We start from the raw sequence: 24,716 nt of genomic DNA, 5'->3' as shown, positions 1-24,716 counted from the left end.
CGCTTTCGGTAATTGATTCACAATAGTTAAGAGGAATTGAAGAAAAGAGTAGCTAGGAATGACTTCGTCATTCCTAGCTACTCTTTTCAATCCTTTTATTGTGAGTCAGTACCTATCGCGATTCTACAATAAGTCAGTGAGAAATGCCGTTACTTGTAAAGTAATGAATTGATGACATTCTATAAGGAATGGTAGTGTTGCATATTGTACAATGTGTTCCTTCCATACTGTTTATCATGTTTAAAGCGGGATTTTCTTAGAAATAAAGAAAGAAAAGACCATGATAGAAGTTCCAGCGGCCAAAATTGTATCTTTGGCTTCCCTTCACCATGTGAGTAACCCTCTTTTCCCTTGTTCCCATAAAGCATTTGTACTTCATGTATGCATGTTTTGGGTTGGCGACGGATGAACAAATACCATAAGATGACCGGAAAAACTGTAGGGGTGCGACGAAGTCGCACCCCTACAGTTCAAGGCATCCCGGTGATTGTATGGAATGCGTTCAATCCAAAACATTTAGTTGTTTTTTGTTAATCAACAGTCGTGTTTAGAAGCTCTACTTTCTCAATGCTACAGCTGGCTCTGTATGAATTAACTTGTAGCTAGTTATTGTGCCTATGATAATCACAACAACACCTGTGGAAAGGATGGATAGTAAGATTTGTAGCGGGGTGATAAGTATTGCTAAATCGAACATCATACCGACTACATAAACAAAGCCCATAAGGATAGCTTGAAACACAGCTGACATGCCCGATAATAGCAAATTTTCGTTAGTAATCATTTTACGAATGGTGCCTTTATTGTAGCCCAAAGCGGACAGCAACCCTATTTCCTTGTATCTTGAATTTTGCAGTTTCATAAGCAATACGATACTGATAAACAAACCAATTGCTAACACTAAAATGGATACGATCAAGAACAAACGGCTAAGATTGTTGAACGTACTCTGCAACGCTTCTACCTCTTTGGCTGCAGTTTTACTGACAATTTTTTTGTCAGCTAGCATTTGACTGACTGAAACAATATCTTCAAAGTCTTTTACATCGTAGCTAAGTGAGTAGTATTTTTCACCTTTCATTTCTTTATAAAACGCCTGTTCAATATCGGAGCTGACAAAGAAATCATCGTGGCCTGTATTATAAATACCGCTTATCGTCAACGTGTATTCTTTTTCATCATATTGTAAAGTAAGTTCTTGTCCAAGCAAGTTACTAATATCATTGCCAAACTTTTTAGCGAGGCTTGGGCTCAATGCTATTTCCTTTTCACCTGTTTTCGGCATAGAACCGTATGACATCTTTTCAGTAGCCTTTGCCATTGGGTATTTCTCTGCCATCGCTTCGGTTTTATCACCTAGCTTTAACGTAACATCCGTTATTTTGTATTGATAATAAACATTTTCGATACGTTCATCGGAATTTAGCATGTTAAAAATGCTGTCATGATCCTCGCCTTGAATATAACCGTTGTTAAAGGCGGTGTTTTTATCCTTAAAATCTGAGATGGACTTGTCCATAACGTTCCCGGAAGATAAAGACAACATAAATGCAAGGATACCGATGGAGATGGCCAGACTGACGGCCATATAGCGTATCCTATGCACGTTGAAGTTTTTAAGTCCACGCTTGAACGCAGATACTTTGACAGCCTTATTTAAGCTGGGTTTATTATCAGTTAAAATCTCTTTTTGAGTGTCGGACTCTTTTGCAATAATTTTTCCGTTCTCAATATGAATGACTTCATCTGCATAGCTACAAATCTTTTGGTCATGCGTAATCACAATCACCAAACGGTCTTTTGAAATCTCTTTTAACAGTTCCATAATTTCAATGGAGTTGCTGCGGTCTAAAGCACCTGTAGGCTCATCCGCCAAGATCATTCGAGGATTTCCCATTAACGCTCTTGCAATGGCAACTCTCTGCTTTTGACCGCCCGAAAGATTTTCGATTTTTTCCTCGATCTTTTGTGCTAAGCCCAGTTTAGTTAATAGTTCCTGGGCACTTTCTCTATTTTCCTTTTCACTTAACGTATTTAATTCACAAGCAAGTAGAAGGTTTTCAAGCACTGTATATCCGCTTAACAGATGGTAGTTTTGAAAGACAAATCCTATCGTATCTCTGCGATACGCACACAATTCGTCAGCGTTCATGTTGCTGATAGAAGTGCCCAAAACTGAAATATCACCACTGTAATCACTGTCGAAGCCTGCAACCATATTAAGCAGGGTGCTTTTACCGCACCCCGATGCACCTAACAGGCAAACAAGTCCTTGGTTTGGAAAGGTAAAACTTGTATCGTGAAAAATAAGTGAACGATCATATTTTTTCACAAGGTTTTTTATTTGAATCATTATCTGTCACCCGTCTTTAAAGCTGCGGTTGTATTGGTCTTCATGAAGGTAATAGCGGTTATAACGTAAGCCACGACGGCTACTAAAGCAATCATCAGCATGCCCGTAAACAACATCTTCGTATTCATAATATTTGCACCGAACAAGCTTTGAGTCGCTTTGTTGATAAGTGGTGATGTAACAAGCAGTAACAGAATAGCCGCAACGGTTTCTGTTAACTTCTCCGTTAAGTTCAGTAGACTCAAATGACCATTTGTAAAGCCGCTGATTTTATAAATGGCATATTCTCTTTTTCTCATAACACCTGTAATGAGGGAGATAGCCATAACCATAACGACAGACAAAATCCCGATGAGTCCACTTGCAGAACCTGACTGTTCGGTTGTTTGCTCATTTAATCTAACAATATCCTCAACAAGCTCAAATTGGCCAAGAGGTACAATGCCTTGTTCGTTAAGCTCGTCTTTAATGGCAATCATACCCGCAGGAGTCTTAGCACGAACAATAAAATTCATGGCTTCATTTTCAATTCCTGCTTGTTTTCTCAAATCGTCAAGTGCAACTTTACTGAAAAAGAATGAGTCATCAACGCTATATTCGACCATTTCTCCTTCATACTCATAACGGGCGGTTGTATCTGCAACGCCTACGATTGTTACGGTGATGGATGCCTCTTGCAATACAGGCTCACCTGTATCCCAGTTGTAGATGGAGCTGCTAAAATCAACTTCTTTGCCGATTGCTTGCTCGTTTGATATGCCCAATGCTTCAACAAAACTTTCTGGGACGACGATCTCGTTGCCCTTGCCTGTTGCCATTTTTCCTGCAACCAACTTATTGATTACCGGCACGCTACCCGTGCTTTGTATGGTGTGTTCTGTGCCATTAACAGTTACCTTGATATCAGTAAACGCTTGTGAAAAAACAGTGAAGTCAACACGCTTATCGTCTACATAGTCATCATATAAGCCGCCAATATCTTGTGTGACATTCGCATTTGGCTTATCTTCTTCAGTACCGTCTGCTCCTCCCGCACTCATAAAACTACCGACCACACTAATATCTGTAAGTCCTTCGCCGTAAGTATCGATCAGCTCGTCAAATTCGCCCTGACTGCTACCCCCAATCGCCCCACTTACAGTTGTCAGCAAAAATGTACCTGCAACCATTAGAGAAAGGGCAGAAACTAAAAATCGATTACATTTACGTTTCACATTTGATTTGGTGATGGCGAAAGCATTTTTCATCGATAAGTGATGACTTTCACCGTATGTGAGTTTTTCTGTTGTAGTACTTGTTTTTTGTGGGAATGCAACCGTTTCTCCCATATCCAAGTCTATAACGTTTGATGTATGATCAATCAAACTGGTATCGTGGGTTACAATGATAACTGTCCTATTTTTAGAAATCGTTTTCAGAATATCCATGATCATTTTTGAAGTTTTTTCATCCAAGGCACTAGTTGGCTCATCCGCAAAAATAACTTGCGGATTTTTCATCAGTTCTCTTGCAATCGCGACCCGCTGTTTTTGACCACCCGAGAGATCGTTCACTTTTTGATGTCCAAGGTTACCGATATTAAGTTCTCTTAAAACCTTGTTAGCATCCTTTTGATTCTTGTTGTTTTTTATGTACTGTGGCAACAATACGTTCTCTAAAACTGATGAATCTTCAAGTAAATTAAAATCCTGCCAAACAAATCCGAAGATATTGTTGTAAAAATAGCTTTTTTCATTGGAGGATAATCCTTTAATACTCTTACCGCAATAGTAAACCTCTCCATCAAAATCTTGTACCATGCCGCTCATGATTTTCAACAGTGTTGTCTTACCGCTACCCGAGGCACCCACTATAAAGTGCAGTCCTTTTCCCACTGTCAAAGAAATATCATTCAAAGCGGATGCGCCATTGTATTTTTTTGATACGTTCTTAATTTCAAACATTTGCTTTCTCCCATCTATTATTCTTAAGCACTTTCCAAATACGACGCTTTCCATAACAATCTAATCGCTTGTCGTTTAGATTGTTATGGAAAACCTTCTAACGAATGATTGTCCTATGATGATCACCTAGCACAAAATTCGTTAGAAGGAATGTTATATTTGACGCTCACTCAGACATTTACTACAAACATGTTTTGTAATGGCTTTATCCGACTGGTTGACTAAATTTAGCTCACGATTTCATGTTTGCGTATAATCTACTTATTTTTTTGCTGCTTCTGTTGATGATGTCATTTCTCCTGCTGACGTTGCTGCTTTTGCTTCTTTTTCAAATGCTGCAATTTCTTCAGCCGTTGCTTTTTTTGCTTCTGTCGACTTTACTGCTGGTGTTGATTCTGCTTGGAATTTTGCGATTTCTTCAGCAGTAGCTTTTTTAGCAGGAGTTACTTTTGCAGCAGGTGTTGATTTTACTGCATCCGTTGCCTTTACTGTCGGTGTTCCTTTCACTTTAAGTGCTTCTTTTTCAAGCGCTACTCTTTCTTCAGCTGTTACTTGAACCGCTTCTGTTGAGCTTGTTGCAAGTACTGATTTCTCTTTTTCATCCTGTGAAGCAGCAGAAGCAAATCCCATTCCCGAACCTACCATTACTGTAACTGCTAACGATGCTGCACCAATTAATAAAGCTTTTTTCATTTTAATTTCCTCCTGATAGTTAATCGCTTTGCGATCGATTGTTGGGATGTTCTTTCCCACAAATCTACTATATCCAATGAATGTGACTGCAATATGACGACGTAAAAAATAGGCTGGATTCCCTTTATATACGAAAAAAACGAATGGGTTGTCATTTCATTGACATATTCAAATGCTAAACTAACAGCTGAAGTCTTATTGTGGTAAGTTAATGACAAAGCATTGTCGAAAGGGTGATTTATAGTGAAGCACATCCTATTGATTGAGGATGAATTGCCAATCGCGCAGATTTTAAAAGCATACTTGGAGAAAAACGACTTTTTAGTTACTCATCATTTAGGGGAAGGGAATGTCATTCAAACTTATTTAGACGTTAATCCTTCATTGGTATTGTTAGATTTGATGTTGCCTCAAAATGATGGGCTAGAGATTTTACAGCAAATCCGTCAATATGGCAGTTGTCCTGTTATCATCCTAACCGCTAAAGGAAGTGTGCCCGAACGTCTAGCTGGGCTTGGACTAGGGGCCGATGATTATATCACGAAGCCATTTGATCCTGAGGAGGTTGTGGCCCGCGTACAAGCCGTATTACGCCGATCCTCACATATAGAAGATAACGAAACGATTAAATTAGGTCATCTTGTCATAAATTTCACTACGCATACAGCCTCTGTTTATGATGAGCTAATTCCCATGTCACCACGTGATTGGGGGGTCCTTGCCTTTTTAGGACAACATCCCAATCAATGCTTTTCGCGCGACCAACTATTAGATTCTGTATGGGGTATGAATTATGAGGGGGGAGATCGAGCTGTAGATGCTTCGATTAAAAGAATTCGTCAACACTTGCGTGAGTGGTCAACGGATGAAGGTGAAATTAAAACCGTACGTGGAACGGGGTATATGCTACATGTCAACTAGCTCACAGCGTGCTAACGGCATTCCTTTACTGCGTTTTTGGACGCGCAGATATACGGGCGTATTAATCGCTATTTTACTCTTTTTGGGTGTTGGCGCCGGTGTATGGCTAAAAGTAAATGGAGAACGACAAAGTTTCCAAATACTGCAGGCGAGGGCTGAGCAACTGAGTGCATCGTATATACGCTCAATGGAAGTATTACAATCACCACTAAGTTCTAGCCAAAGTGGGTCATATGGTTCATCTTCTACACCCGCCACGACCGTTACACCTGCTACAATTGCTACGCCAGCCGAAATTGTGCGTCCTATTGCTCAAGATTTCATGCAACTCTTTGATGAAAAAGGTCAGGTTCTTGTTAATTTTTCAAGTCTAGATCTATCATTATTCGAGACCCTTGTTGAAACACCTTCTACTATAGAAGATGTACTTAACGGTAAAACCACGAAAGAAAAAATCAAAATGAAAAAAAGTACTTGGCTCCGTGTGGGTATCCCTCTACATGATCGGGGGGAAGTGATGGGCGCTTTATATTTAAGCACGCCTGCACCCGAAATACTTGTAGAGAACATTGAAACTTATGGACTTCTTTTACTTATTATTTTTGGTATCGGATTTGGCGGTTGGTTGGTCATCTATCACCTATCTAGAAAATTAACGCTTCCCCTACATCAATTAACGGAAGCTGCGAAACAGGTCTCAGAAGGGAATTACGCGCCTAGTCTACCAGCAACAACCAATGTAAAAGAAGCCGAATTGCAACAACTCTTTTCATCTTTCGAGGTAATGTCAAGTCGTTTGCAACAACTTGAACAAATGAGAACGGACTTACTTGCAGGCGTATCTCATGAATTAAGGACCCCAGTTACTTCAATACGCGGTATGATTCAGGCCGTCCAAGGGGGCATTGTTACAGGGGATACAGCAGATCAGTTTTTAATCACATCATTAGAAGAAGCAAAAAGAATGCAGAAAATGGTGGAAGATTTATTGGATTTTGCGTCATTAGAATCCAGTGCGGTTCATGGGGATTTCATATTATTATCCCTTTCAGAGGTAGTAGAAGAGGCCATTCAACAGGTTCATGCCATTGAAGGTTTTAAGGATATTGAGATCGATGTCTCATCTGCCATCAAACCATTGAAAATAGTAGCAGATAGGGGTCATATCAAGCAAATTCTGCTTAACCTCTTCATGAATAGTGCTAGAGCAGGGGCTACTACAATCATGTTAAGTATCACTTTCGAAAATAAAAAGATACACCTCGATATCGTAGATAATGGCAAAGGGATTCCGGAACAAGAAATACCTTATATTTTTGAACGCTATTATCGTGGGGACAGTAAAAAGAAGATGAAGCAGGGGTTAGGACTCGGGTTACCCTTAAGTCGATTACTGGCGGAAGCTAATCATTGTGAGTTGGTCTTAGTATCATCCACACCACAAGAAACGATATTTCGACTCCTGTTACCAATTGAATAAATGAGTCACACGTGTTGATTAAGCAATTTGTCACAAAAAGTGAAGGTAAGCAAAGGCTTGAAAACCTCCATTTTCACTGTGGCATTTTCGGTTCATCAACACGCGTGACTTATTGTATATCAATCATAACTTAATGGTATTGACAACGGATTTTACTAGAATGTAATGAGAAATGACTAGGTGTTAAAAATCATCATGCACATGCTTTGATGTTGAGTCTAATAATAATTTATAAACTTTTCTTGGGCGACCTGCCATAAGTGGACTTTCCTCGGCCATAACATGAGCAAGCCCATCTCCCTCTAGTTCACTCAATATACGACGGGCACTACGCGTAGTTATTTGCATAAATTGGGCAAGCTCACTGGCACTTATTTCTTCGCGGGCACGCTTTTTAATAATAGATTTCAATTTATGCAGTGTAGCTACACTGAGAGATGATTTTCTCTAATTGCTTGTATTTCGTCAGATATGTATGAATATGTAAGTTGTTCTTCTTGACCAAGTGGACCTGTAATTTTCTTATCATCAAAGCAAACCGCCCACGAACCTTTACCTCATTCTCTGCTTTGTAATAAAGCGTTCCATGCATTGATTTCAGCTTCGTAAGCTGAATGACAAACCCAATTCCGCAAGTCCCCACTTCATCTTTCAATTCTATAGACGAATCGAATTCTACTAACCGCGTAAAGTTGTGCGTAATATCTTGTGAAAAACCCCTTGTTGAAAAGATTATATAACGGCCTGGACCAATTGTAAGAAGAGATCCTTGAATTTTTTTGTATATATACGTAAGTTTTTCAAAAATTCAAGTTCAATTTCGTGAAGTTTCTCAGTTGTAAATGCGATATTTTGAAAACCTATAAAGGCAGCATCATATTCAATAATTTGTACAGCAATCTGAGCTCTTTTAAAATGAAGCATTTCGTATACTCTACGGATTTCCATTACGACAGAATCAACAGAGTTTTGGGTCGGGAATAGTCGGTAGGCTGGTATGCCGAGCAGCTGTAATTGTTCTTGAATTGGATGGCATGTAATAGCAGCTTTCGTATAGCCTTTTTTGTAACAACGATAATGAAAGTCGATCAATTGCTGTAAATCTATCGTTTCTGATTCGATATATTTTATAGCTGTATTAATATTAGCTTCTCGTAACACTTGTTCAAGCTCGGTAGGTGAGATAGCATCGTAGCTTATTTCATCAACTTCTAAGTGATGTTCATGCGCTAGTTGTAGGAGTGAGCTATAAATCGCAAAACCATGGGTTGGAATATGAAAAATCGGATTGGATATCTCACCCCATTGTGAGGTTATTTTTAGTTATGCTTTTTATTGTGCTTTTGGTTTCAGCTGATAGTTTTCAAATTTCAATCGTGTATAAGAAATAATGCCAGACAATAAGAAAAAGCTGATAATCGTTCCTTCCCGAATATTGATTGGCAAAATGTATAGTAGTGATATTGTTATTGATAGAATAATGGAGAAAAAATCGACACAATATCTGTATTGAGAGAAAGTAGGTTTTGTTATTTCGGCTATTCGTAAACATAGACCTTCAATAGGAAAAGGAATAATGCCTATTGATCCACCGGCTAATATTGTACCGAAAATAAATAGTCCCATTCTTACTAAATAATACTCAATGTGAATCGAACCGAAAATAGTATAGAGAAAAAAATTAATAACTATTCCAAAGAACAAGATGGAAATAAACATCAAAGTAAATTTTTTGAAGTCCTTTTTTTCGCATAGGCAGATATAACCGATTAGGAAAATGAGATTTGCAATGAATGTAATTGTGCCAACTTTGATGGAAGTACATTCAGATATGGATAAATTCATTGCATTAAAGCTGCTTACTCCAACATCTGCTTTTAATGTAAGACTAACGCCAACAGCACTCATTATATAGAGTAGAATAGATTGAATTACTTTTTTCATGAATATTCCTCTAATAAGTCCATTACTTGCATTAAATTTTGTATCGTATATGTACTCTTAGGTGAACCTGATTTAGGCATGCTTCTCTTAGAGTTAAACCATACACAATCAATTCCGACATTGATAGCTCCCTGAATATCCGATGTTAAACGATCACCTATCATTAATAATTCTTCTTTCCGGCTTATATGCAGGGCATCAAAAATATAGTAAAAGAAATGGGGATTTGGTTTTTCGTAACCAATTTCTTCGGAGATAAAAAGATGCTCAAAATATCCTTGTAGCTTGGCATCTCCTAATCTTTTTCTTTGAGTCTTTCCTACACCGTTTGTTCCAATATATAATTTATAATCTTGCTTACTTAAAGCATTCAGTAATTCATGTGCATGAGTAATGGCCTTATGTCCTTGGTTTAAATACTCACGGTAAATTGCTTCAACTTTTGCTCCATTTTCATCTATTTGAAATTCTTTCAAAAAAAGTAAAAAGCGCGTTGTCAGCACGTCCTCACGAGATATCAAGCCTGCCTCTAATTGATACCATAATCCATCATTAATGCGCTTATAACATGCAATGGTTTGCTTGTTATAGGGCAACTCGTATTGCGAAATAATTTGTTTTAAAGCCTTTTCTTCTGAATCTTGAAAATCAAGTATCGTATCATCTAAGTCAAAAATAATATGTTTGTATTTGTTCATTCCTATCCACCTCTTGATAGGAATATATCGAAAGTAAGAATATAATGATAGGAGATATCTCATATTGAGGTGATAAAATGGAGAAAATCAATTTGAAGGTTTACGCAGAAAGTTTTGTAGACATATATAATGGAATTAAAGAAACTTTTCCGAAAGCGGTTTTACATCAGGCTTTTATTTGTAAGTTTTCTTCTAATGAATATATAGTGCGCTTTGATGAAGATATTGAGTACTTATTTTTATTATTGGATGGGCGGGCAAAAATATATCAAGTACACGAAAATGGAAAACGTGCGCTGATTCAGTTTCTAAAGAAAGATGATTTTATTGGTGAATTATCCTTGATTGAGGTGGAAAAGAATTTAAAAGATGTTGTGGCTATAAATGACTGTACTTGCTTGGCGATTCCATTGGCTTCATCGAAAGAGCATCTGTTAAATGATAAACTTTTCTTCTTTAATTTATCCAAATATTTAGGTGATAAATTACTTAAAAGAACCGATCACTACACAGATATGCAGGATTATGAATTCAAAAATCGATTGGCGAAATATATTCTTCAAATAGAAAACGATGGATGCTTTCAAGAGAAGCATACCGAAACAGCAGAATACGTGGGGGTAAGCTATCGACATTTATTATACACACTTAACCAATTCCTTGAAGATGGATTATTGGAAAAGAGAGGAAGGAAATATTTCATCATTAATAAAGAACTGTTAGAAAGATTGAGTTCAAAAAAAGAATAAATTTAGTTTGATTTGACAACTGAATCAATTGAGCCCTTGGGGCTCTAAGTTTAAAATGATAAAAAATAGGGATCTCCCCAAATCCTGTATAATGAGAGTTACGACACACACATTAACAGACTGGAGAGATACCCCTATGTCCATTATACGACAAGAAAGCTAAAGTCCATTTTGATTTGGTTCATCTTGCGTATAACGCATGCAAACTGGCAGTTGATCGGCTTTCCCAACTACACTACAACTTTCTGTAGCATAATTAGCTATTTCATTCGTTTTTTTAAGGAATCATCGAAATTCTGTTTCTTTATGATTTTTTAAAAGTGCGCATTATGAAATTGATTCTACTACATAATAAAAAATATATTTTTAAGGAGAACAAGATGAAAGTAGAACGTATGTTAACCATTATTGTGATGTTACTTAATAGAAATCGTGTAACAGCAAATGAATTGGCTGAGAAATTTGAAGTATCGGTCCGGACTATTTACCGAGATATTGAAACAATCAATCTAGCTGGTATTCCTATCATTTCCCATTCTGGAAACAATGGTGGATTCAGCATTTATGAGAGTTATAAATTAAATCATCAAGTACTAACTCTTAATAACCTGACTTCCCTTCTTTCTGTTCTCAAGGATATTAATTTCACAGTTGACGACATTGAGTTAGAATCATCCATAGAAAAACTACAAAATATCATTCCTAAAAACAAGGTAGATTATCTAAAGCTGCATATGGAACAAATCATCATTGATTTACATCCTTATGGAGACTCTCCAAATCAAAAAGCATTAGTTAAGACGCTAAGGAAAGCTATTACACAGACTAATTTACTGACTATTGACTACAGAAATTATGATAATATCGTCAGCAAAAGACAAGTTGAGCCTATGTCGCTCATATTTAAAAATTATACTTGGTATTTATTTGCTTATTGTCTTTTAAAAGGAGACTTCAGGATATTTAGAGTTTCCCGAATAAGTGATTTTCACATTGAAAATCAATCATTTGAACGTCGAGAAAAATCCTATCACGAGATGATGGCATTATTAAATGAACAAACAACAATGACAACAATTGTCTTAAAAGTTTCCCCTCAAATGAAGTCTCGTGTGAAGGATGTTTTTAATAAAGAAGATATTGCGGTGTTAGAAACAGGTGAACTTCTTGTTACAGCTACATTCCCCGAAAAAGAATGGTTGTTCTCTCTCATATTTAGTTTTGGAGAGCATATAGAGGTCTTAGCTCCAAAAGAAATGCGCAAAAAAATTGCTTCTAAACTCAGATTGATGGCTGACAAATATCATTAAGTGAGTTTCTCAAAGCTGACAGACCGTTGTCAAACGTCCATGATAATCTTGTCATTGTAAGATACTTTTTTTAATTTGGAGGATGTTAAATGACAAACAATTATGAGTTTCCGACACCAACACTTATCTCAGGTAACGGTGTGGAGCTAGAGGTTTTTGAAGCTGGACAAAAAAATGGGGGGCAACCTATCGTTCTCTGCCACGGATGGCCAGAGCATGCCTTTTCTTGGAGACATCAAGTGACTCCTCTTGTAGAAGCAGGTTATCACGTTATTATTCCTAATCAACGAGGGTATGGAGAGTCTTCTTGTCCAAAAGAAGTCACAAAATATGATATTGAACATTTAACGGGTGATCTTGTTGCTCTTTTGGATCACTACCAATACAAAGATGCCATTTTTATGGGCCATGATTGGGGCGCAAGTGTTGTTTGGAGTATGGCTTTGCTGCATCCAGAACGTGTTAATAAAATGATTAACTTATGCTTGCCCTACCAAGTTCGAGGAGAGAGACCTTGGATTGATTTTATGGAAGAAGCTTTTGGCGATGATTACTATTTTGTTCACTTTAACAACCAACCAGGTGTTGCAGATGCTGTATTAGACGAAAATGCAGCCCAATTTCTTCGTAACTTATATCGAAAGAATGTTCCATCACAAGGCTCTGTTGAAGGAATGGAAATGATTAATCTAGCTAAAGCAACCCAGCCGTTAGGTGAACCTGTTATGAGCGATGATGAACTTTCTGTTTATATCACAGCCTTCAATAAGACAGGTTTCACTCCAAGCATCAATTGGTACAGAAATTTAAATCGTAATTGGCATTTATTAGGTTTCGTATCTCCTATTCTTTATCAGCCAACATTGATGATTTATGGTGAGAAAGATATTATTCCGCCGCTTCCAAATATAAAAGATTTTGTACCTAATATAGACATTAAGAGTTTAAACACTGGTCATTGGATTCAAGAAGAAAGACCTGAAGAGCTTAATCAAATGATTTTAGAATGGCTAGGAAAATGAGTGAAGTGCTATTTTTTGGTAATCAAACAGAATTTATTGATTGGTTGGATATTCATCACCAAACAGCTAGTGAAATTTGGATAGTTTTTTTAAAGAAAAAGACCAATAAAGCAAGTCTCACTTGGTCCGAATCAGTAGATTGTGTACTGTCATTTGGTTGGATTGATGGGATACGAAAAACAGTTGATGAAGATTGCTATAAAATTCGCTTTACTCCACGTAAGCCTAATAGCCTCTGGAGTAAAGTTAATGTGCAAAAGGTGCATAAACTGATAGAACACAATCAAATGAGGCCTGAGGGATTGACTATTTTCAATCAAAGAAATGAACAAACAGGTTATTCTTCCGTTCATAGGAACGTTACTTTAAAGAAAGAATATGAGGATGAAATTAGAAAACATCCAAGTTCTTGGGGGTTTTTTAATCAGCTTCCACCTTCGTACAGAAGAGATTCTATTTGGTGGGTAATGAGTGCTAAAAAAGAAGAAACTCAGCTAAGAAGATTGAATCGATTAATTGTTTCATGGGACAAGGGAGAAATGTTAAGACCCTAGATTTTCATTCTGCTTCATTGTTGTCGCAAATTTACAATGAAGTCGTTTGAAAAATAATAAAGTTGTTGAAAGAATGCGAGTCATTCTTTCAACAATCAGCCAGATTGTGGAGTAAATAAGCAAGCACCTTCTAAGTTTGCTGAAAATTACGGGAGGATATAAAACTGTGAACAATGTTTTATTATAATGGAATGGCTCCTATAATAAAAAAGAGCGCGCGCTGTATTTAATCGGAAGGAGCAAAGAAATGATTGCAAATCAACAATTAGTTATAAACAATCTCGAAGAAAAAATAAGAATATTTACTCATGCGGTTAATGGAAAGCTTATCAAAGAAGAAGATTTCGTTTTGGCGAATACAGAAATACCCACTGATACATTCAATGTACTTTTGCCGAAATCTTTACATATAAAAAATACATTTACTATTAGAAGTAGCATCGAAAATATGCCTCTTAAAGAATATCCCTTTAGTACGTGGATTGACCCCCGGTATTTGAACGCTGGCTGGCAAGACCTGATGCAAGAATACGACCTAAAGAAGCAGAACGTAATGTAATGATGAAACACGTCTGTTGATTAACCAAAATCAACTAGCACATAACTTGATGAAACACTAGGCACTACGTGTGTAGTTGCATTTGAAGCGCTTTGGATTGAATGAATTCTATACGATTACCGGGATGTCTGAATGTGTATGGTGCTCTTTCATCCGCCGCTCTCCAAAAGCACAAGTAAACGATGTGCTAAAACTTTTTGGGACGAAAGAATAGCATGCTTCTTACCGGGAGAAGAGCCGCCAAAGATGCAATTTTGGCGGTTAAAGCTTTCTCTATGGTTTTTTCTACTTTTATTTTAAACAAGTGTCACTTTCTATAAAGCTTCACGCCATTAGAAGAATAATAGTAGAAAAGGACGCATTCTTCAACGTGCTAGAGTACCCGAAATTGTATCTTCGGGTACTTTTTATCTTTATAGAAGGTCATCTATTCTTTTCTTTCAAAGCAGCTGCATTTTTCACTTGAACATTGTAGGTACGCGACAGGCAATTCATCACAACAGGATAACCGAAAAAAGTGTGTCTAGAAATGACGGAGTCATTTCTAGACACACCGCCCCCGGAAATTCTGTCATGATTAATTTGCCGAAAGCGTACCGGAAATCGTCCAGTGAAAATAGAAGTTTTCAAGCCCTTCTCACCAGTGTTTTATGCAAGATAATGGTTAATCAACAGACGCGGTATTTTAGAGAAGTTTCTACAGATGAAGCTTTAGAATAAAGTTTGATTAAAAATCACTCTAAATCCTATCTTTACTTGAATTAGTTTTGGGGAAACTGTAATTTAATACCTATTTAAGAACAACATCAATGGAGTGGTTAGAAGGAATAGATCCATTTCTAACAGAGTGTGGATTTGTCAGCAAGACGTATCGGGAAGATAGAATGGCCACAACCAATGAGGTTGTGGCCATTTTGGTACGCTATTTTCTAATGAGTGAAAGTCTTTAACTTGCTACTTTCGTTGATTGAAGTGTAAGGCGGCGCCGCCGCTTATTTTATGATTACGGTGATTTTATTTCCCAGAATAACAAACCGATGGCTACAAGGATACTGCCAACTAAAATGCTGAACCCAGCTGTAAAAGATACTGTACCCATTAAGTATAAACCGATTGTCTGTGCGACTGCAGCGCATAAACCAATGACAAATCCTTGGTAATGGCCTTTGTGAATAGCTAGAAATAGTTGAAGGATGATGATATTCCCTAACAGAAGGATTCCTGCTGCGATTAAGTAATCGACCGAGAAAATGCTTGTTCCTTCTGCTGTGCCAAAGAGTGAAAATGATGCCATCAAAATTGTTGGAATGTTGATAGCAACCAATGCTAATGCCCAAATGATCCATTGTATTGTTTTATTCATAGTAATCTTCTCCTTTTATTTAAATGAATCGACGACTGCTCCTATACTCGATGCCCGAACTCTTGGTTCGTTCTGGAGTTGTTGAAGCACTTCTTTTTTACCTCCTACGACTGCTCCGATGATTTTGACAGTCGTTTCATCCACTTCGCCTTGCTTCGTCAGTATTTCATAAAGTGTTTGCATATCTTTTTTATAGGGTCCTCTGTGATTTTTTCCATACCTCACAGATTCCATGAAGTCCTTGACGGGATGCTCCAATGTAACTCCTGTTTCGTCCACCATTGAAAACCCAATGACTTCGTTTTCTGTAAAATGATTTGCCGGTGACTCCGAAGTTTGCAACGAGTCAACTTCCTCGTCAGAATAAGCATCCATCCAGGCCCACTGTAGGGGGAGGTCTTTCGGTAAAATGTCTCTCACTTCATCCAATGTATAAGCACGATCAAACGATAGGCCCATTTCAATCACTTGGTGATTTTGAAATACATCGATATTCTTTAATTCGTCCGGTACCTGGTTGACTGTCACTTCTGGATGAATGAAATGCATCACTTTGCCACCAAGATAGCTGTATGTCTCATATTCTTGCGGTGAGAGATGCACTTCTAATGGATTGGAGTCATTCGAGATTTCTCCACGGTATACAGGTCGTCCATCCACTAATTTATATTGTGGGGCTGTCGCTTTACTTCCGATAACCTGGATAGACTCTTCCCAAGGGCCAATAAATAAATTGGCACCGTGCACATCATAGTACGTTTCTTGCGCTATCAATTCCTTATTCAGTAGCCAAGGCGTCACTTGCAGTTTTACGACTACGATGAGTGTCAGCACCAATAGAGAGACAAGCCCGCTGATACAGGCCATTCGGATTGTACTTTTTCTTTTCGCTTCCATAATGAGGTTTTTCTCGTTATTTTCAAAACTGAAAAAATTATCTAATTCATGATTGTCTTTCAACAAACTCACTCCATTTCTTTTTGAATGTATTCCGTGAGCGATAAAGCGTCGTTCGGATTGTGTCTACTTTCATATTTAAAAGGACACTTATTTCTTCGTACGATAAATCGAGCTCATATTTCAAGAGGAGCAAGTTCGATTGTGCAGGTGATAATTGATTCAAAATTGCTTCAATTTCAAGTTTATGTTCTTTTCTCAGCACAAGTTGTTCCCCGTCCTCATCCATCTGGTGCATATTCTCCAAGAAACTTTCATCGATTTGCGCATGCGGGTATCGCTGCTGTTTCCGACATAGATCGTAATAATTGTTTATGGACACCTTAAATAGCCACGCGGAAGGATTGTCCACATTCAAATGGATCATATGCTCAAAGGCTTTCGAGAACGTAGTTTGTACGATATCCTCAGCATCCTCTCTCGGGCATCCCATTTTTATTAAGTATCGAAATATGACACGGGACTTCTCCCGGTACAAGTCTTCAATTGTTTGTATTTGCAAGCGGCCACCTACTTTTGGTTGTTAACAGACATAAGACGCAGTGATGTGAAAATAGTATACACGTTATTTTTATTTATTTTTGATACAGCAGAATGCCACGGTTTGTAACGTTGTTGTCACACTAAGAATGTACGGTAGTCGTTAGTCTTCATACATAGGAGAGGGGGGGGACGTTGAAAAGAATCATTTGAAGAGTTTTGAAACAATTCATGTACTTAAGTAGTTACAGTAAAATATGACCTGAAATTTAATGATAGGTGGATTTATGGATGGGAAAAAGCGAATGAAGAAACAAGAAGCGTAAAGGAGTAAGGAATTTCTTTATCGTGACGACATTGATTTTGTCAGCGGGAATTATATATGGTGTAGTCCAATACAATAGCGGATTAGCTATGGCAAACGAAGGAATGGTTAAAAAAGACGAAACGTTGTTTGATGAATTTGAAGGTGCAGATCCACAATTTGGTGAAATTAATGTTCTGTTATTAGGTAGTGACTCTCGGGGAGAGGAAGTTGCACGGGCTGATACGTTAATGATTGCTCATTATAATCAAACGACTCATCAGATGAAACTCGTATCAATTATGAGAGATACATATGTGTTTATCCCGGATTACGGATACCACAAAATGAATACCGCCTTTTCTCTTGGAGGTCCGGAGCTTGTTAGAAAAACGATAAAGGAGAATTTCGATGTCGATATTGATTCCTATGCAATTGTTGACTTTACTGGATTTTCAAAAATTGTAGATGTTATAGCTCCTAATGGAATTAAAGTTGATATTCCATATGCCATGTCTCATGGAATCGGAATGACATTACAGCCCGGAAACCAAGTTTTAAATGGCGAACAGTTACTTGGGTATGTTCGTTTCCGCCACGATAGTCATAATGATTTTGGGCGAGTGGAACGGCAGCAGGAAGCGTTGTCGAAATTAAAGGATGAAGCTGTCAGCATCCACAGTATACTAAATTTCCCTAAGTTACTTGGCGTTGTTGAACCTTATATTAATACAAACGTTGATAATCGAACAATCCTTACAATCGGTAAAGATTTGTTCTTTGGGAAGGCTGGAAATATAGAGACGTTACGTATCCCTATTGAAAACTCATTTGAAGATAAGCGCGTAGCAGCAGGGGCAGTTCTTAGTATCGATTTCGAGAAAAACAAACAAGCTTTACAACAGTTTTTGTCGACTGAAGAGATCAAAAAATAAGGAGCTTTTTGGTATGGGTTTGGGCTTACCTATTATCAAATCATTTTGGATAATGACAAATTGGATTTTAGGTTTGAATTAATAAATAGTAGGTGAGCATTTTTGGTAACATTCGTGTAACACACCCGGTTTACTCTAGTTATGGAAGTGGATTGTTAGACGAATGTGTCGTTCTAGTTCATTACTCGCGTCCCTAGTTTAACAATATGGGTTTTCAACTTTTCAATATAGAGAAGATGATTCGTGATAAACAATGCAATTTCAGGTGATTCTCACTGACTAATCTCTTCTACTTGTTTGGCTGGTGTTTCATCGGGATTTACTCCTTTCTATATAAATTTGGGTAGTAATAGATACCCATATAGAAAGTTTTGAAACAAATCATGTACCTAAGTAGTTACACGAACGAGAATTTTTAATTATTGTTATGAAAATGAAAGGAGGATAAGATGGTTTTTTCAAGTCTTTTGTTCATTTACTTGTTTTTACCTATCAGCATAATTCTTTATTACTCAGTGAGAAAAAGAAAGTTTAAAAACATTATTTTGCTAATGATTTCATTGTGTTTTTATGCTTGGGGTGAGCCAGTATGGATTGTCCTATTACTTATTAGTGGCAGTATTGATTATTGTCATGGATTGTTTATTGAAAGGTTTCATGGAACAAAGTGGGCTAAATATGGTGTCATTTCTTCCATTATATTAAATCTATCTTTGTTAATTGCATTTAAGTATAGTGCTTTCATCTATGAAAATGTAAATCTGGTTTTTAATACGTCGTTCCAAGTACCCGATGTTGCATTACCAATTGGTATATCTTTTTATACCTTCCAAACAATCTCTTATACAGTGGATGTGTATCGAGGAAAAGTACAAGCACAAAGAAAGTACTCTACTTTCCTTTTGTATGTGTCATTATTTCCACAGCTAGTTGCAGGACCAATCGTTAGATATGCGGATATTGCTAAACAAATAGAGCATCGAACTACAAATTTTAGCCAAATCAGTGATGGTGTGAATCGATTTTTAGTTGGATTAGGAAAAAAAGTATTGCTAGCGAATACAGCTGGTAGTTTTGCCACGATGTTTATGGAGCGTTCTTCGGAAAGCTTAAGCGTAACAGAAGCATGGTTTGGTATTGCGATGTTCTCGCTGCAGATATACTTTGACTTCTCGGGGTATTCAGATATGGCTGTAGGATTAGGGAAAATATTTGGCTTCGAATTTAAAGAGAATTTTAACTATCCATATATTTCACGATCTGCTACAGAATTTTGGAGACGTTGGCATATATCTTTAGGTAGCTTCTTTCGAGACTATGTGTATATCCCACTTGGCGGAAACCGAAAGAATCAATTTTCTAATTTGATGATTGTATGGTTTCTAACTGGAATTTGGCATGGTGCTAGCTGGAATTTTGTTGTTTGGGGACTATATTTCGGGATTTTAATTTACTTAGAGAAAAAAATAATAGGAAGAATTTTAGACAAACTGCCGAGAATTATTTCACACTGCTATTTACTAGTAGTTGTAATTATAGGTTGGACCTTCTTCTACTTTACAAACATGAATGAAGCTTTCTCTTATTTAAAAGTTCTCTTTGGCTTTGCTAATCAAGGCTTCGCTAGTACTGAGTTAACTATTATTGTAACTAATAATGTTTTTTGGATAGTGATCGCTATTTTATTATGTACACCACTACTCAAAGTCATTGGGGAAAAAGTTTGTAAAGGTGCTATGTATAAGGGTTGCTTGATTATTTTGAATGTCATGATTTTAACTCTGTGTACAGCTGTTTTGGTTAGCGAAAGTTATAATCCATTTCTCTATTTTAGATTTTAAGGAGAGTAATGCATGAAAAATGATAATATATTCGAGATAATTCATATCGGCATTATGGTTGGAATTGTAATAGTGGGCTTTTCATTATTCATTCTATTACCGAAAGATAACATTTCTGAAGATGAAAAACGTCAATTAACATCTTTTCCTACTTTTTCAGCGGAAAATTTTTTGAATAAAAGTTATTCCAAACAAATAGATTTATATGTGAATGATGCATTTCCGTTTCGTGAGCAGCTCATTGAGTTGAGTTCCCTCTACAGTAATGCAAAAGGAATACGATCAGGAACAGATGAGATACAAATATACAATACACAGAAATAAACATAAGGGGATTTAAATACAATGAAAAAAATGATAATCATTTCAGCAATTGCGACCCTACTAGTTGCAGGGTGTGCTTCTAAAGACATAGAAAATGAAAATGGAAGTTCTGTAAAGGAAGAAAGTAAAGAGAGTTTTGTTGAAGAAACTAAACAAGAAGTTTCAGAGAATACCACTGCAGAAAAATCCGGTTCCATTATTACACTAGGCAATCGAGCAGTCGAAATTTTTTACGGAAATGAAGAAAATGCAAAGCGATACTCCGATACTATTTCAAGTATGAAACAAGCTCTAGGAGAGCAAGTAGAAGTATATAATATGGTAGTTCCAACAGGTGTAGAATTTGCCCTACCGAAAAAATATCAACAAATGTCTACACCGCAAAAGCCTGTCATTGATAAAATTTACGACAATCTTGATAGCGGAGTTAAGATAGTTGACGCGTATAAAGCATTAGAAAAACATAAAAATGAGTATCTATATTTTAATACGGATCACCATTGGACATCGCTAGGTGCATATTATGCTTACGAACAATTCGCGAAAGAAGCAGGATTTATAGCGAAATCATTAGATGAATACGAAAAATATTCTAAGAAAGATTTTTTAGGTACACTTTTTACACAAACGCAAGATACTAAACTAAAAGAGAATAAAGATGTAGTTGATTATTATAAGATTCCAGTTGATTACGAAGTATTTCGATATGAAAAAGGGAAAGAAGATACAGCAATTCCTTCAACACTATATGCTGATTATGTAAATGGCGGAAATGCTTACTCTGTATTTTTACATGGAGATTTTCCGATGATTAAAATTCAAAATAATGATAGTAAAACAGGGAAGAAACTAGTCGTTGTAAAAGAGTCTTATGGAAATGCATTTGTGCCATTTTTAATACCTCATTATGACGAGATATATGTAGTAGATTCTAGGTATTACAAAAGTAGTTTAATGAAATTAGTAAATCAAGAAGAGGTAAAAGAAGTATTATTTATTAATAATATATTTGCTGCTAATACGGAGAAAATTGTGAAAACAATTGAAGGATTACAGTAGAAAAGCAGAAGCCTATTCTAAGTGGGGAATCCATGTACGTCTTTGATTGCGATACGTAGATAATAAACACTTAGAAGATCGAATCGCCACAGCCTTTGAGGTTGTGGCATTTTTTGCTTGTAACGTTGCTGTCACACTAAAAATGTATGGTGTAGATATTCTTCATACGTAGGAGAGGGAGTGTGACTATGAAAAGAATCATTTGGAGAGTTATCAAATTCTTGTTCATCCTATGCATAGTCGTAATAGGAATCATTGTTTATGCTTTTAAAATAGAGCCAAAACGTTTGGTGACAAGGGAATTTGACGTGGAATTATCATCGGAAAGTCGTGAATCTATCAGAGTTGTTCAGTTTTCAGATACGCATTTGGGTCCTGATTATTCATTGCAGCAGCTAGAGAAATTGGTCGAAAGAATAAATGAGCTTGAACCGGATATTATCTCTTTTACGGGCGATCTCATAGATGTACCCTCTGCTTTTGAAGGAAGGTCAGAAATAAGTGGCATATTGGGTAAACTAACTAGTAAATATGGCAAATATGCTATTTGGGGAAACCATGATTACGGAGGTAGCGGGGTCAGGTTTTATGAAGACATTATGATAAAATCAGGATTTACGCTACTTAGAAATCAAAATAGCGTCATCGAGCTTGATAGTGGACAAAAAATAACGATGATAGGGTTAGATGATGCGATGCTTGGACACCCGGATATTGAGAAGTCAATTGCGGGTGTTGGGAGTCAGGGGGCTAAATTACTACTGCTGCATGAGCCGGATCTTGTGGACAAAATAGAGGCTGATCATTTTGATTTGGCGTTGGCGGGCCACAGTCATGGTGGACAGGTCGTTGTCCCGCTACTTGGCCCATTGGTGACGCCACCTATGGCGAAGATTTACACAAAAGGGATGTACCAGCTAACGACCGACACTTCTTTGTATGTGAATAGTGGAATCGGCACGACGAAGATAGCTATTAGATTTTGGAATCCTCCGGAATTATCGGTGTTTGAGTTAGCGATATAAGTTGCACTAAAGATTTTATCTAATCTCCAGCGAACGCGCCTACTGGTGTAGCCGAAGCGATAAGACAAAGGAGGGATGAAGTCCAATCCTTCCTTAAGCGTCAAGTGGTGTTGGTAAGATTTATTCATAAAATGCAATACTGAAGGAGGAATGGGAATTGGCAATTTTAATCGCAGATGATGAGCCGCAAATGGTTAAGATACTTTCAGCCTATTTCAAAAAGGAAGGCTTCAACGTCCTGACGGCTAATGATGGACAGGAAGCATTGGATATATTTGAATCGACCAAGATTGAATTAGCGATTTTAGATTGGATGATGCCGAAAATAGATGGCATAGAGGTCTGTACATATATCAAGGACAATAGCGATACTAAAGTTCTGATATTAACGGCCAAAGGTCAAACGGAAGATGAAATAAAGGCATTACATAGTGGGGCTGATGACTATGTCAGGAAGCCATTTGATCCACAAATATTATTATTAAGAGCAAAAAAACTGATGAATCATAGCGAGGAAATTAAAATCAGTGATATTAGGATAATGGAGCACGAAAAAAAAGTATACAAGCATGAAGAACCCTTACAGCTCACCAAAATTGAATATGATTTGTTGCTGTTTTTCAGTAGAAATAAAGGTGTTATTTTATCGAGGGACAAGCTGATAGACGTCGTTTGGGGGTTGGATTATGATGGCGATCCTCGGACAGTCGATACGCATATTCGCAGACTCAGAACCAAAATTGGCACGGATGTCATCAAAACCTACAGGGGGATGGGCTATTGTCTGGAGGTGAAGGCAGATTAACATCAGAAGCAAGTTTTCCATTGGCGTGTCATCCATTGTCATTTGCACGTTTATCATTGCGATCATAGCAAATATTTTTCTGGTAGACAGATATTACATCTATGAGCAAAGAAAGATTTTAGACAAGGTAGCGAACGAAATGCAGGGTGTATCTGACAATAATTTTGTGGACGCGTTGACACGCATTGAAGAGGAATACGCCGTAACCATTGTGTATTCAGAGATGGGTGGCAGTTTGGATAAACTGAATGAAAGAATAATATCAGCATTTGAAATGAAGAAAATAAAGCTCAACAAGTTTTGGATTACGGAAAATACGTTACATACATTGCAGGATAGCAGTGTGAATAAAATATATGACCAAGGCGCAAGCAAATTTAAAGTGTTAACAAAGTTTATAAAAATTGATCATTTTATTATTGCGATAGGGATGCCGTTGCCACATATGGAAGAAGCTATCCTTATCATCAATCGGTTTAATCTATTTTTGATGATGATTTCAGTAGTCCTCATTATTATGTTTGTTGTCATCCTGTCTAAAAAAATTACAAGGCCTTTAGAAACCTTAAAAGTTTTGTCTCATGATATAGCCAATTTGAAATTCAGAAAAGAACAGATTCACACAAATGATGAGGTAGGCGATCTTGCGAAAAGTATCAACAGGATGAGTGAGAAATTAGAGCAAGCCCACGCAGAAATCAATGGTCAAAATAAGCGATTGAAAGAATTAATGGCAGATGTGTCCCATGAGTTAAAAACGCCACTCTCCATCGTGAAGGTGTATGAACAAGGAATAGTGGACGGTTTGGATGACGGAACATTTAGGGATATCATTGAAGAGCAGATTGAGAAAATGGAAACCTTAATTGAAAAGTTGTTGTTTTGGACAGAATTAGAAAATAGAGCCTATCACAAATCTACATTTGATTTGGGGAAAAGAATCGTAAATATTATGGAGAAATATATGTTGATTCTAAAGGAAAATGATATTGATTTTCTATTACATTTTGATGCGGGCCGGGAGTATTTCATTCATGCAGACAAAGAAGGAATAGATGTTGTTCTGGATAATTTGATTACAAATGCTATTAAATATTCCAGTGATAAGCGTATCGTCATGACGTTAACCAGAGAGGCTGATATCGTGAAGTTTAAGATCGCTAACGGGGTTGGCAAAATGGAAGAAAGTGATGTAGACAGTATATGGAGACCCTTTTATGTAGTAGAAAAATCAAGAAGTAAGGAGCTTTCTGGTACAGGTTTAGGTTTACCGATTATCAAGACCATCTTGGACAATCATGAATTGGATTTTGGATTTGAATTGAAAAATAACAGGCTGGAATTTTTTGTAACATTCATGTAACGCACCGGAGTTACAGTAGTTATGGAGGTGTACT

At 37.1% G+C, this 24,716-nt stretch carries 26 protein-coding genes; 15 read left to right on the top strand and 11 right to left on the bottom strand.

Annotated elements, in window-relative coordinates; genetic code table 11:
- Window positions 1–556: 556 nt before the first annotated feature.
- From ACIQ0H_RS18235 to ACIQ0H_RS18225, 3 genes are all read right to left on the bottom strand, one after another.
- On the bottom strand, window positions 557–2,332 hold the full coding sequence (locus ACIQ0H_RS18235; protein WP_403417895.1) for an ABC transporter ATP-binding protein/permease: 1,776 nt from the start codon (window positions 2,330–2,332) through the stop codon (window positions 557–559).
- 20 nt (window positions 2,333–2,352) lie between these two features.
- On the bottom strand, window positions 2,353–4,296 hold the full coding sequence (locus ACIQ0H_RS18230; protein ID WP_403417893.1) for an ABC transporter ATP-binding protein/permease: 1,944 nt from the start codon (window positions 4,294–4,296) through the stop codon (window positions 2,353–2,355).
- Window positions 4,297–4,557: 261 nt separating this feature from the next.
- Window positions 4,558–4,989 (bottom strand): hypothetical protein, encoded by a 432-nt coding sequence (locus ACIQ0H_RS18225; protein WP_403417890.1) that lies wholly within the window; start codon window positions 4,987–4,989, stop codon window positions 4,558–4,560.
- A 243-nt stretch (window positions 4,990–5,232) separates the two neighbouring features.
- Between ACIQ0H_RS18225 and ACIQ0H_RS18220 the strand changes: the two genes are divergently transcribed.
- Together ACIQ0H_RS18220 and ACIQ0H_RS18215 are read left to right on the top strand one after the other, a co-directional pair.
- Window positions 5,233–5,910, top strand: coding sequence for a response regulator transcription factor (locus ACIQ0H_RS18220; protein ID WP_403417887.1), 678 nt, complete (start codon window positions 5,233–5,235; stop codon window positions 5,908–5,910).
- Entirely contained in the window at window positions 5,900–7,390 is a 1,491-nt protein-coding gene (locus tag ACIQ0H_RS18215) for a sensor histidine kinase (protein WP_403417884.1), read from the top strand. Before ACIQ0H_RS18220 ends, ACIQ0H_RS18215 begins: the two co-directional genes overlap by 11 nt.
- 183 nt (window positions 7,391–7,573) lie before the next feature.
- Here ACIQ0H_RS18215 and ACIQ0H_RS18210 read toward each other — a convergent pair whose 3' ends face one another.
- From ACIQ0H_RS18210 to ACIQ0H_RS18190, 5 genes are all read right to left on the bottom strand, one after another.
- Window positions 7,574–7,801: a helix-turn-helix domain-containing protein gene (locus tag ACIQ0H_RS18210; protein WP_403417881.1), complete on the bottom strand. Its 228-nt coding sequence runs from the start codon at window positions 7,799–7,801 to the stop codon at window positions 7,574–7,576.
- A 1-nt stretch (window position 7,802) separates the two neighbouring features.
- Window positions 7,803–8,045, bottom strand: coding sequence for a hypothetical protein (locus ACIQ0H_RS18205; RefSeq protein WP_403417878.1), 243 nt, complete (start codon window positions 8,043–8,045; stop codon window positions 7,803–7,805).
- A 77-nt stretch (window positions 8,046–8,122) separates the two neighbouring features.
- A complete protein-coding gene (locus tag ACIQ0H_RS18200) occupies window positions 8,123–8,551 on the bottom strand; it encodes a hypothetical protein (RefSeq protein ID WP_403417875.1) in 429 nt (142 codons plus the stop codon).
- A gap of 171 nt (window positions 8,552–8,722) precedes the next feature.
- A complete protein-coding gene (locus ACIQ0H_RS18195) occupies window positions 8,723–9,334 on the bottom strand; it encodes a DUF6198 family protein (RefSeq protein ID WP_403417873.1) in 612 nt (203 codons plus the stop codon).
- Window positions 9,331–10,032, bottom strand: coding sequence for a YjjG family noncanonical pyrimidine nucleotidase (locus ACIQ0H_RS18190; RefSeq protein ID WP_403417870.1), 702 nt, complete (start codon window positions 10,030–10,032; stop codon window positions 9,331–9,333). Before ACIQ0H_RS18190 ends, ACIQ0H_RS18195 begins: the two co-directional genes overlap by 4 nt.
- A gap of 77 nt (window positions 10,033–10,109) precedes the next feature.
- Here ACIQ0H_RS18190 and yeiL point away from each other — a divergent pair, with 77 nt between their 5' ends.
- From yeiL to ACIQ0H_RS18160, 6 genes are all read left to right on the top strand, one after another.
- Entirely contained in the window at window positions 10,110–10,781 is a 672-nt protein-coding gene (yeiL, locus tag ACIQ0H_RS18185) for a transcriptional regulator YeiL (protein ID WP_403417867.1), read from the top strand.
- A gap of 380 nt (window positions 10,782–11,161) precedes the next feature.
- Complete coding sequence (locus tag ACIQ0H_RS18180; RefSeq protein ID WP_403417864.1) at window positions 11,162–12,091, top strand: helix-turn-helix transcriptional regulator; 930 nt, start codon at window positions 11,162–11,164, stop codon at window positions 12,089–12,091.
- A gap of 89 nt (window positions 12,092–12,180) precedes the next feature.
- Window positions 12,181–13,113: an alpha/beta fold hydrolase gene (locus ACIQ0H_RS18175; RefSeq protein ID WP_403417861.1), complete on the top strand. Its 933-nt coding sequence runs from the start codon at window positions 12,181–12,183 to the stop codon at window positions 13,111–13,113.
- A complete protein-coding gene (locus tag ACIQ0H_RS18170) occupies window positions 13,098–13,667 on the top strand; it encodes a YdeI/OmpD-associated family protein (RefSeq protein ID WP_403417859.1) in 570 nt (189 codons plus the stop codon). Before ACIQ0H_RS18175 ends, ACIQ0H_RS18170 begins: the two co-directional genes overlap by 16 nt.
- Window positions 13,668–13,914: 247 nt before the next feature.
- Entirely contained in the window at window positions 13,915–14,226 is a 312-nt protein-coding gene (locus ACIQ0H_RS18165; protein ID WP_403417856.1) for a hypothetical protein, read from the top strand.
- A gap of 809 nt (window positions 14,227–15,035) precedes the next feature.
- Window positions 15,036–15,176, top strand: coding sequence for a hypothetical protein (locus ACIQ0H_RS18160; RefSeq protein ID WP_403417853.1), 141 nt, complete (start codon window positions 15,036–15,038; stop codon window positions 15,174–15,176).
- Window positions 15,177–15,229: 53 nt separating this feature from the next.
- Here the strand turns inward: ACIQ0H_RS18160 and ACIQ0H_RS18155 are convergent, their stop codons facing one another.
- The 3 genes from ACIQ0H_RS18155 to ACIQ0H_RS18145 are packed head-to-tail and all read right to left on the bottom strand — an operon-like array spanning window position 15,230 to window position 17,048.
- Complete coding sequence (locus tag ACIQ0H_RS18155; RefSeq protein WP_403417850.1) at window positions 15,230–15,589, bottom strand: hypothetical protein; 360 nt, start codon at window positions 15,587–15,589, stop codon at window positions 15,230–15,232.
- 15 nt (window positions 15,590–15,604) lie between these two features.
- Window positions 15,605–16,549 (bottom strand): anti sigma factor C-terminal domain-containing protein, encoded by a 945-nt coding sequence (locus ACIQ0H_RS18150; RefSeq protein WP_403417847.1) that lies wholly within the window; start codon window positions 16,547–16,549, stop codon window positions 15,605–15,607.
- The gene (locus ACIQ0H_RS18145; protein ID WP_403417844.1) at window positions 16,533–17,048 is read right to left on the bottom strand and encodes an RNA polymerase sigma factor; all 516 of its coding nucleotides are present in this window, start codon (window positions 17,046–17,048) and stop codon (window positions 16,533–16,535) included. Before ACIQ0H_RS18145 ends, ACIQ0H_RS18150 begins: the two co-directional genes overlap by 17 nt.
- A 326-nt stretch (window positions 17,049–17,374) precedes the next feature.
- On the opposite strand from ACIQ0H_RS18145, the gene ACIQ0H_RS18140 reads away from it, so the two are divergent.
- The 7 genes from ACIQ0H_RS18140 (at window position 17,375) to ACIQ0H_RS18115 (ending at window position 24,682) form a co-directional block, all read left to right on the top strand.
- A complete protein-coding gene (locus ACIQ0H_RS18140) occupies window positions 17,375–18,265 on the top strand; it encodes an LCP family protein (RefSeq protein WP_403417842.1) in 891 nt (296 codons plus the stop codon).
- 449 nt (window positions 18,266–18,714) lie between these two features.
- Window positions 18,715–20,106 (top strand): MBOAT family O-acyltransferase, encoded by a 1,392-nt coding sequence (locus ACIQ0H_RS18135; protein ID WP_403417839.1) that lies wholly within the window; start codon window positions 18,715–18,717, stop codon window positions 20,104–20,106.
- Between the two features lie 12 nt (window positions 20,107–20,118).
- Entirely contained in the window at window positions 20,119–20,430 is a 312-nt protein-coding gene (locus ACIQ0H_RS21515; RefSeq protein ID WP_483882542.1) for a DHHW family protein, read from the top strand.
- A gap of 21 nt (window positions 20,431–20,451) precedes the next feature.
- A complete protein-coding gene (locus tag ACIQ0H_RS18130) occupies window positions 20,452–21,489 on the top strand; it encodes a DHHW family protein (RefSeq protein ID WP_483882541.1) in 1,038 nt (345 codons plus the stop codon).
- A 188-nt stretch (window positions 21,490–21,677) separates the two neighbouring features.
- A complete protein-coding gene (locus ACIQ0H_RS18125) occupies window positions 21,678–22,514 on the top strand; it encodes a metallophosphoesterase (protein ID WP_403417836.1) in 837 nt (278 codons plus the stop codon).
- A gap of 157 nt (window positions 22,515–22,671) precedes the next feature.
- Window positions 22,672–23,319 (top strand): response regulator transcription factor, encoded by a 648-nt coding sequence (locus ACIQ0H_RS18120; protein ID WP_403417833.1) that lies wholly within the window; start codon window positions 22,672–22,674, stop codon window positions 23,317–23,319.
- Between the two features lie 25 nt (window positions 23,320–23,344).
- Window positions 23,345–24,682, top strand: coding sequence for a sensor histidine kinase (locus tag ACIQ0H_RS18115; protein ID WP_403417831.1), 1,338 nt, complete (start codon window positions 23,345–23,347; stop codon window positions 24,680–24,682).
- Window positions 24,683–24,716 lie beyond the last annotated feature (34 nt).

The organism is Sporosarcina sp. NPDC096371, from assembly GCF_044762865.1.
Lineage (GTDB): Bacteria > Bacillota > Bacilli > Bacillales_A > Planococcaceae > Sporosarcina.
The sequence above is the reverse complement of the archived record's forward strand: the minus strand, read 5'-3'. Positions and strand labels throughout refer to the sequence as shown.

Excerpts from the sequence above, each read along its gene's own strand:
- ACIQ0H_RS18130 (WP_483882541.1), top strand. The coding sequence starts at position 20,452 with ATGAAAAAAATGATAATCATTTCAGCAATTGCGACCCTACTAGTTGCA.
- ACIQ0H_RS18225 (WP_403417890.1), bottom strand. The coding sequence starts at position 4,989 with ATGAAAAAAGCTTTATTAATTGGTGCAGCATCGTTAGCAGTTACAGTA.
- ACIQ0H_RS18160 (WP_403417853.1), top strand. The coding sequence starts at position 15,036 with ATGGAGTGGTTAGAAGGAATAGATCCATTTCTAACAGAGTGTGGATTT.
- ACIQ0H_RS18230 (WP_403417893.1), bottom strand. The coding sequence starts at position 4,296 with ATGTTTGAAATTAAGAACGTATCAAAAAAATACAATGGCGCATCCGCT.
- ACIQ0H_RS18125 (WP_403417836.1), top strand. The coding sequence starts at position 21,678 with ATGAAAAGAATCATTTGGAGAGTTATCAAATTCTTGTTCATCCTATGC.
- ACIQ0H_RS18215 (WP_403417884.1), top strand. The coding sequence starts at position 5,900 with ATGTCAACTAGCTCACAGCGTGCTAACGGCATTCCTTTACTGCGTTTT.
- ACIQ0H_RS18195 (WP_403417873.1), bottom strand. The coding sequence starts at position 9,334 with ATGAAAAAAGTAATTCAATCTATTCTACTCTATATAATGAGTGCTGTT.
- yeiL (WP_403417867.1), top strand. The coding sequence starts at position 10,110 with ATGGAGAAAATCAATTTGAAGGTTTACGCAGAAAGTTTTGTAGACATA.
- ACIQ0H_RS18135 (WP_403417839.1), top strand. The coding sequence starts at position 18,715 with ATGGTTTTTTCAAGTCTTTTGTTCATTTACTTGTTTTTACCTATCAGC.
- ACIQ0H_RS18190 (WP_403417870.1), bottom strand. The coding sequence starts at position 10,032 with ATGAACAAATACAAACATATTATTTTTGACTTAGATGATACGATACTT.
- ACIQ0H_RS21515 (WP_483882542.1), top strand. The coding sequence starts at position 20,119 with ATGAAAAATGATAATATATTCGAGATAATTCATATCGGCATTATGGTT.
- ACIQ0H_RS18155 (WP_403417850.1), bottom strand. The coding sequence starts at position 15,589 with ATGAATAAAACAATACAATGGATCATTTGGGCATTAGCATTGGTTGCT.
- ACIQ0H_RS18165 (WP_403417856.1), top strand. The coding sequence starts at position 13,915 with ATGATTGCAAATCAACAATTAGTTATAAACAATCTCGAAGAAAAAATA.
- ACIQ0H_RS18170 (WP_403417859.1), top strand. The coding sequence starts at position 13,098 with ATGGCTAGGAAAATGAGTGAAGTGCTATTTTTTGGTAATCAAACAGAA.
- ACIQ0H_RS18180 (WP_403417864.1), top strand. The coding sequence starts at position 11,162 with ATGAAAGTAGAACGTATGTTAACCATTATTGTGATGTTACTTAATAGA.
- ACIQ0H_RS18175 (WP_403417861.1), top strand. The coding sequence starts at position 12,181 with ATGACAAACAATTATGAGTTTCCGACACCAACACTTATCTCAGGTAAC.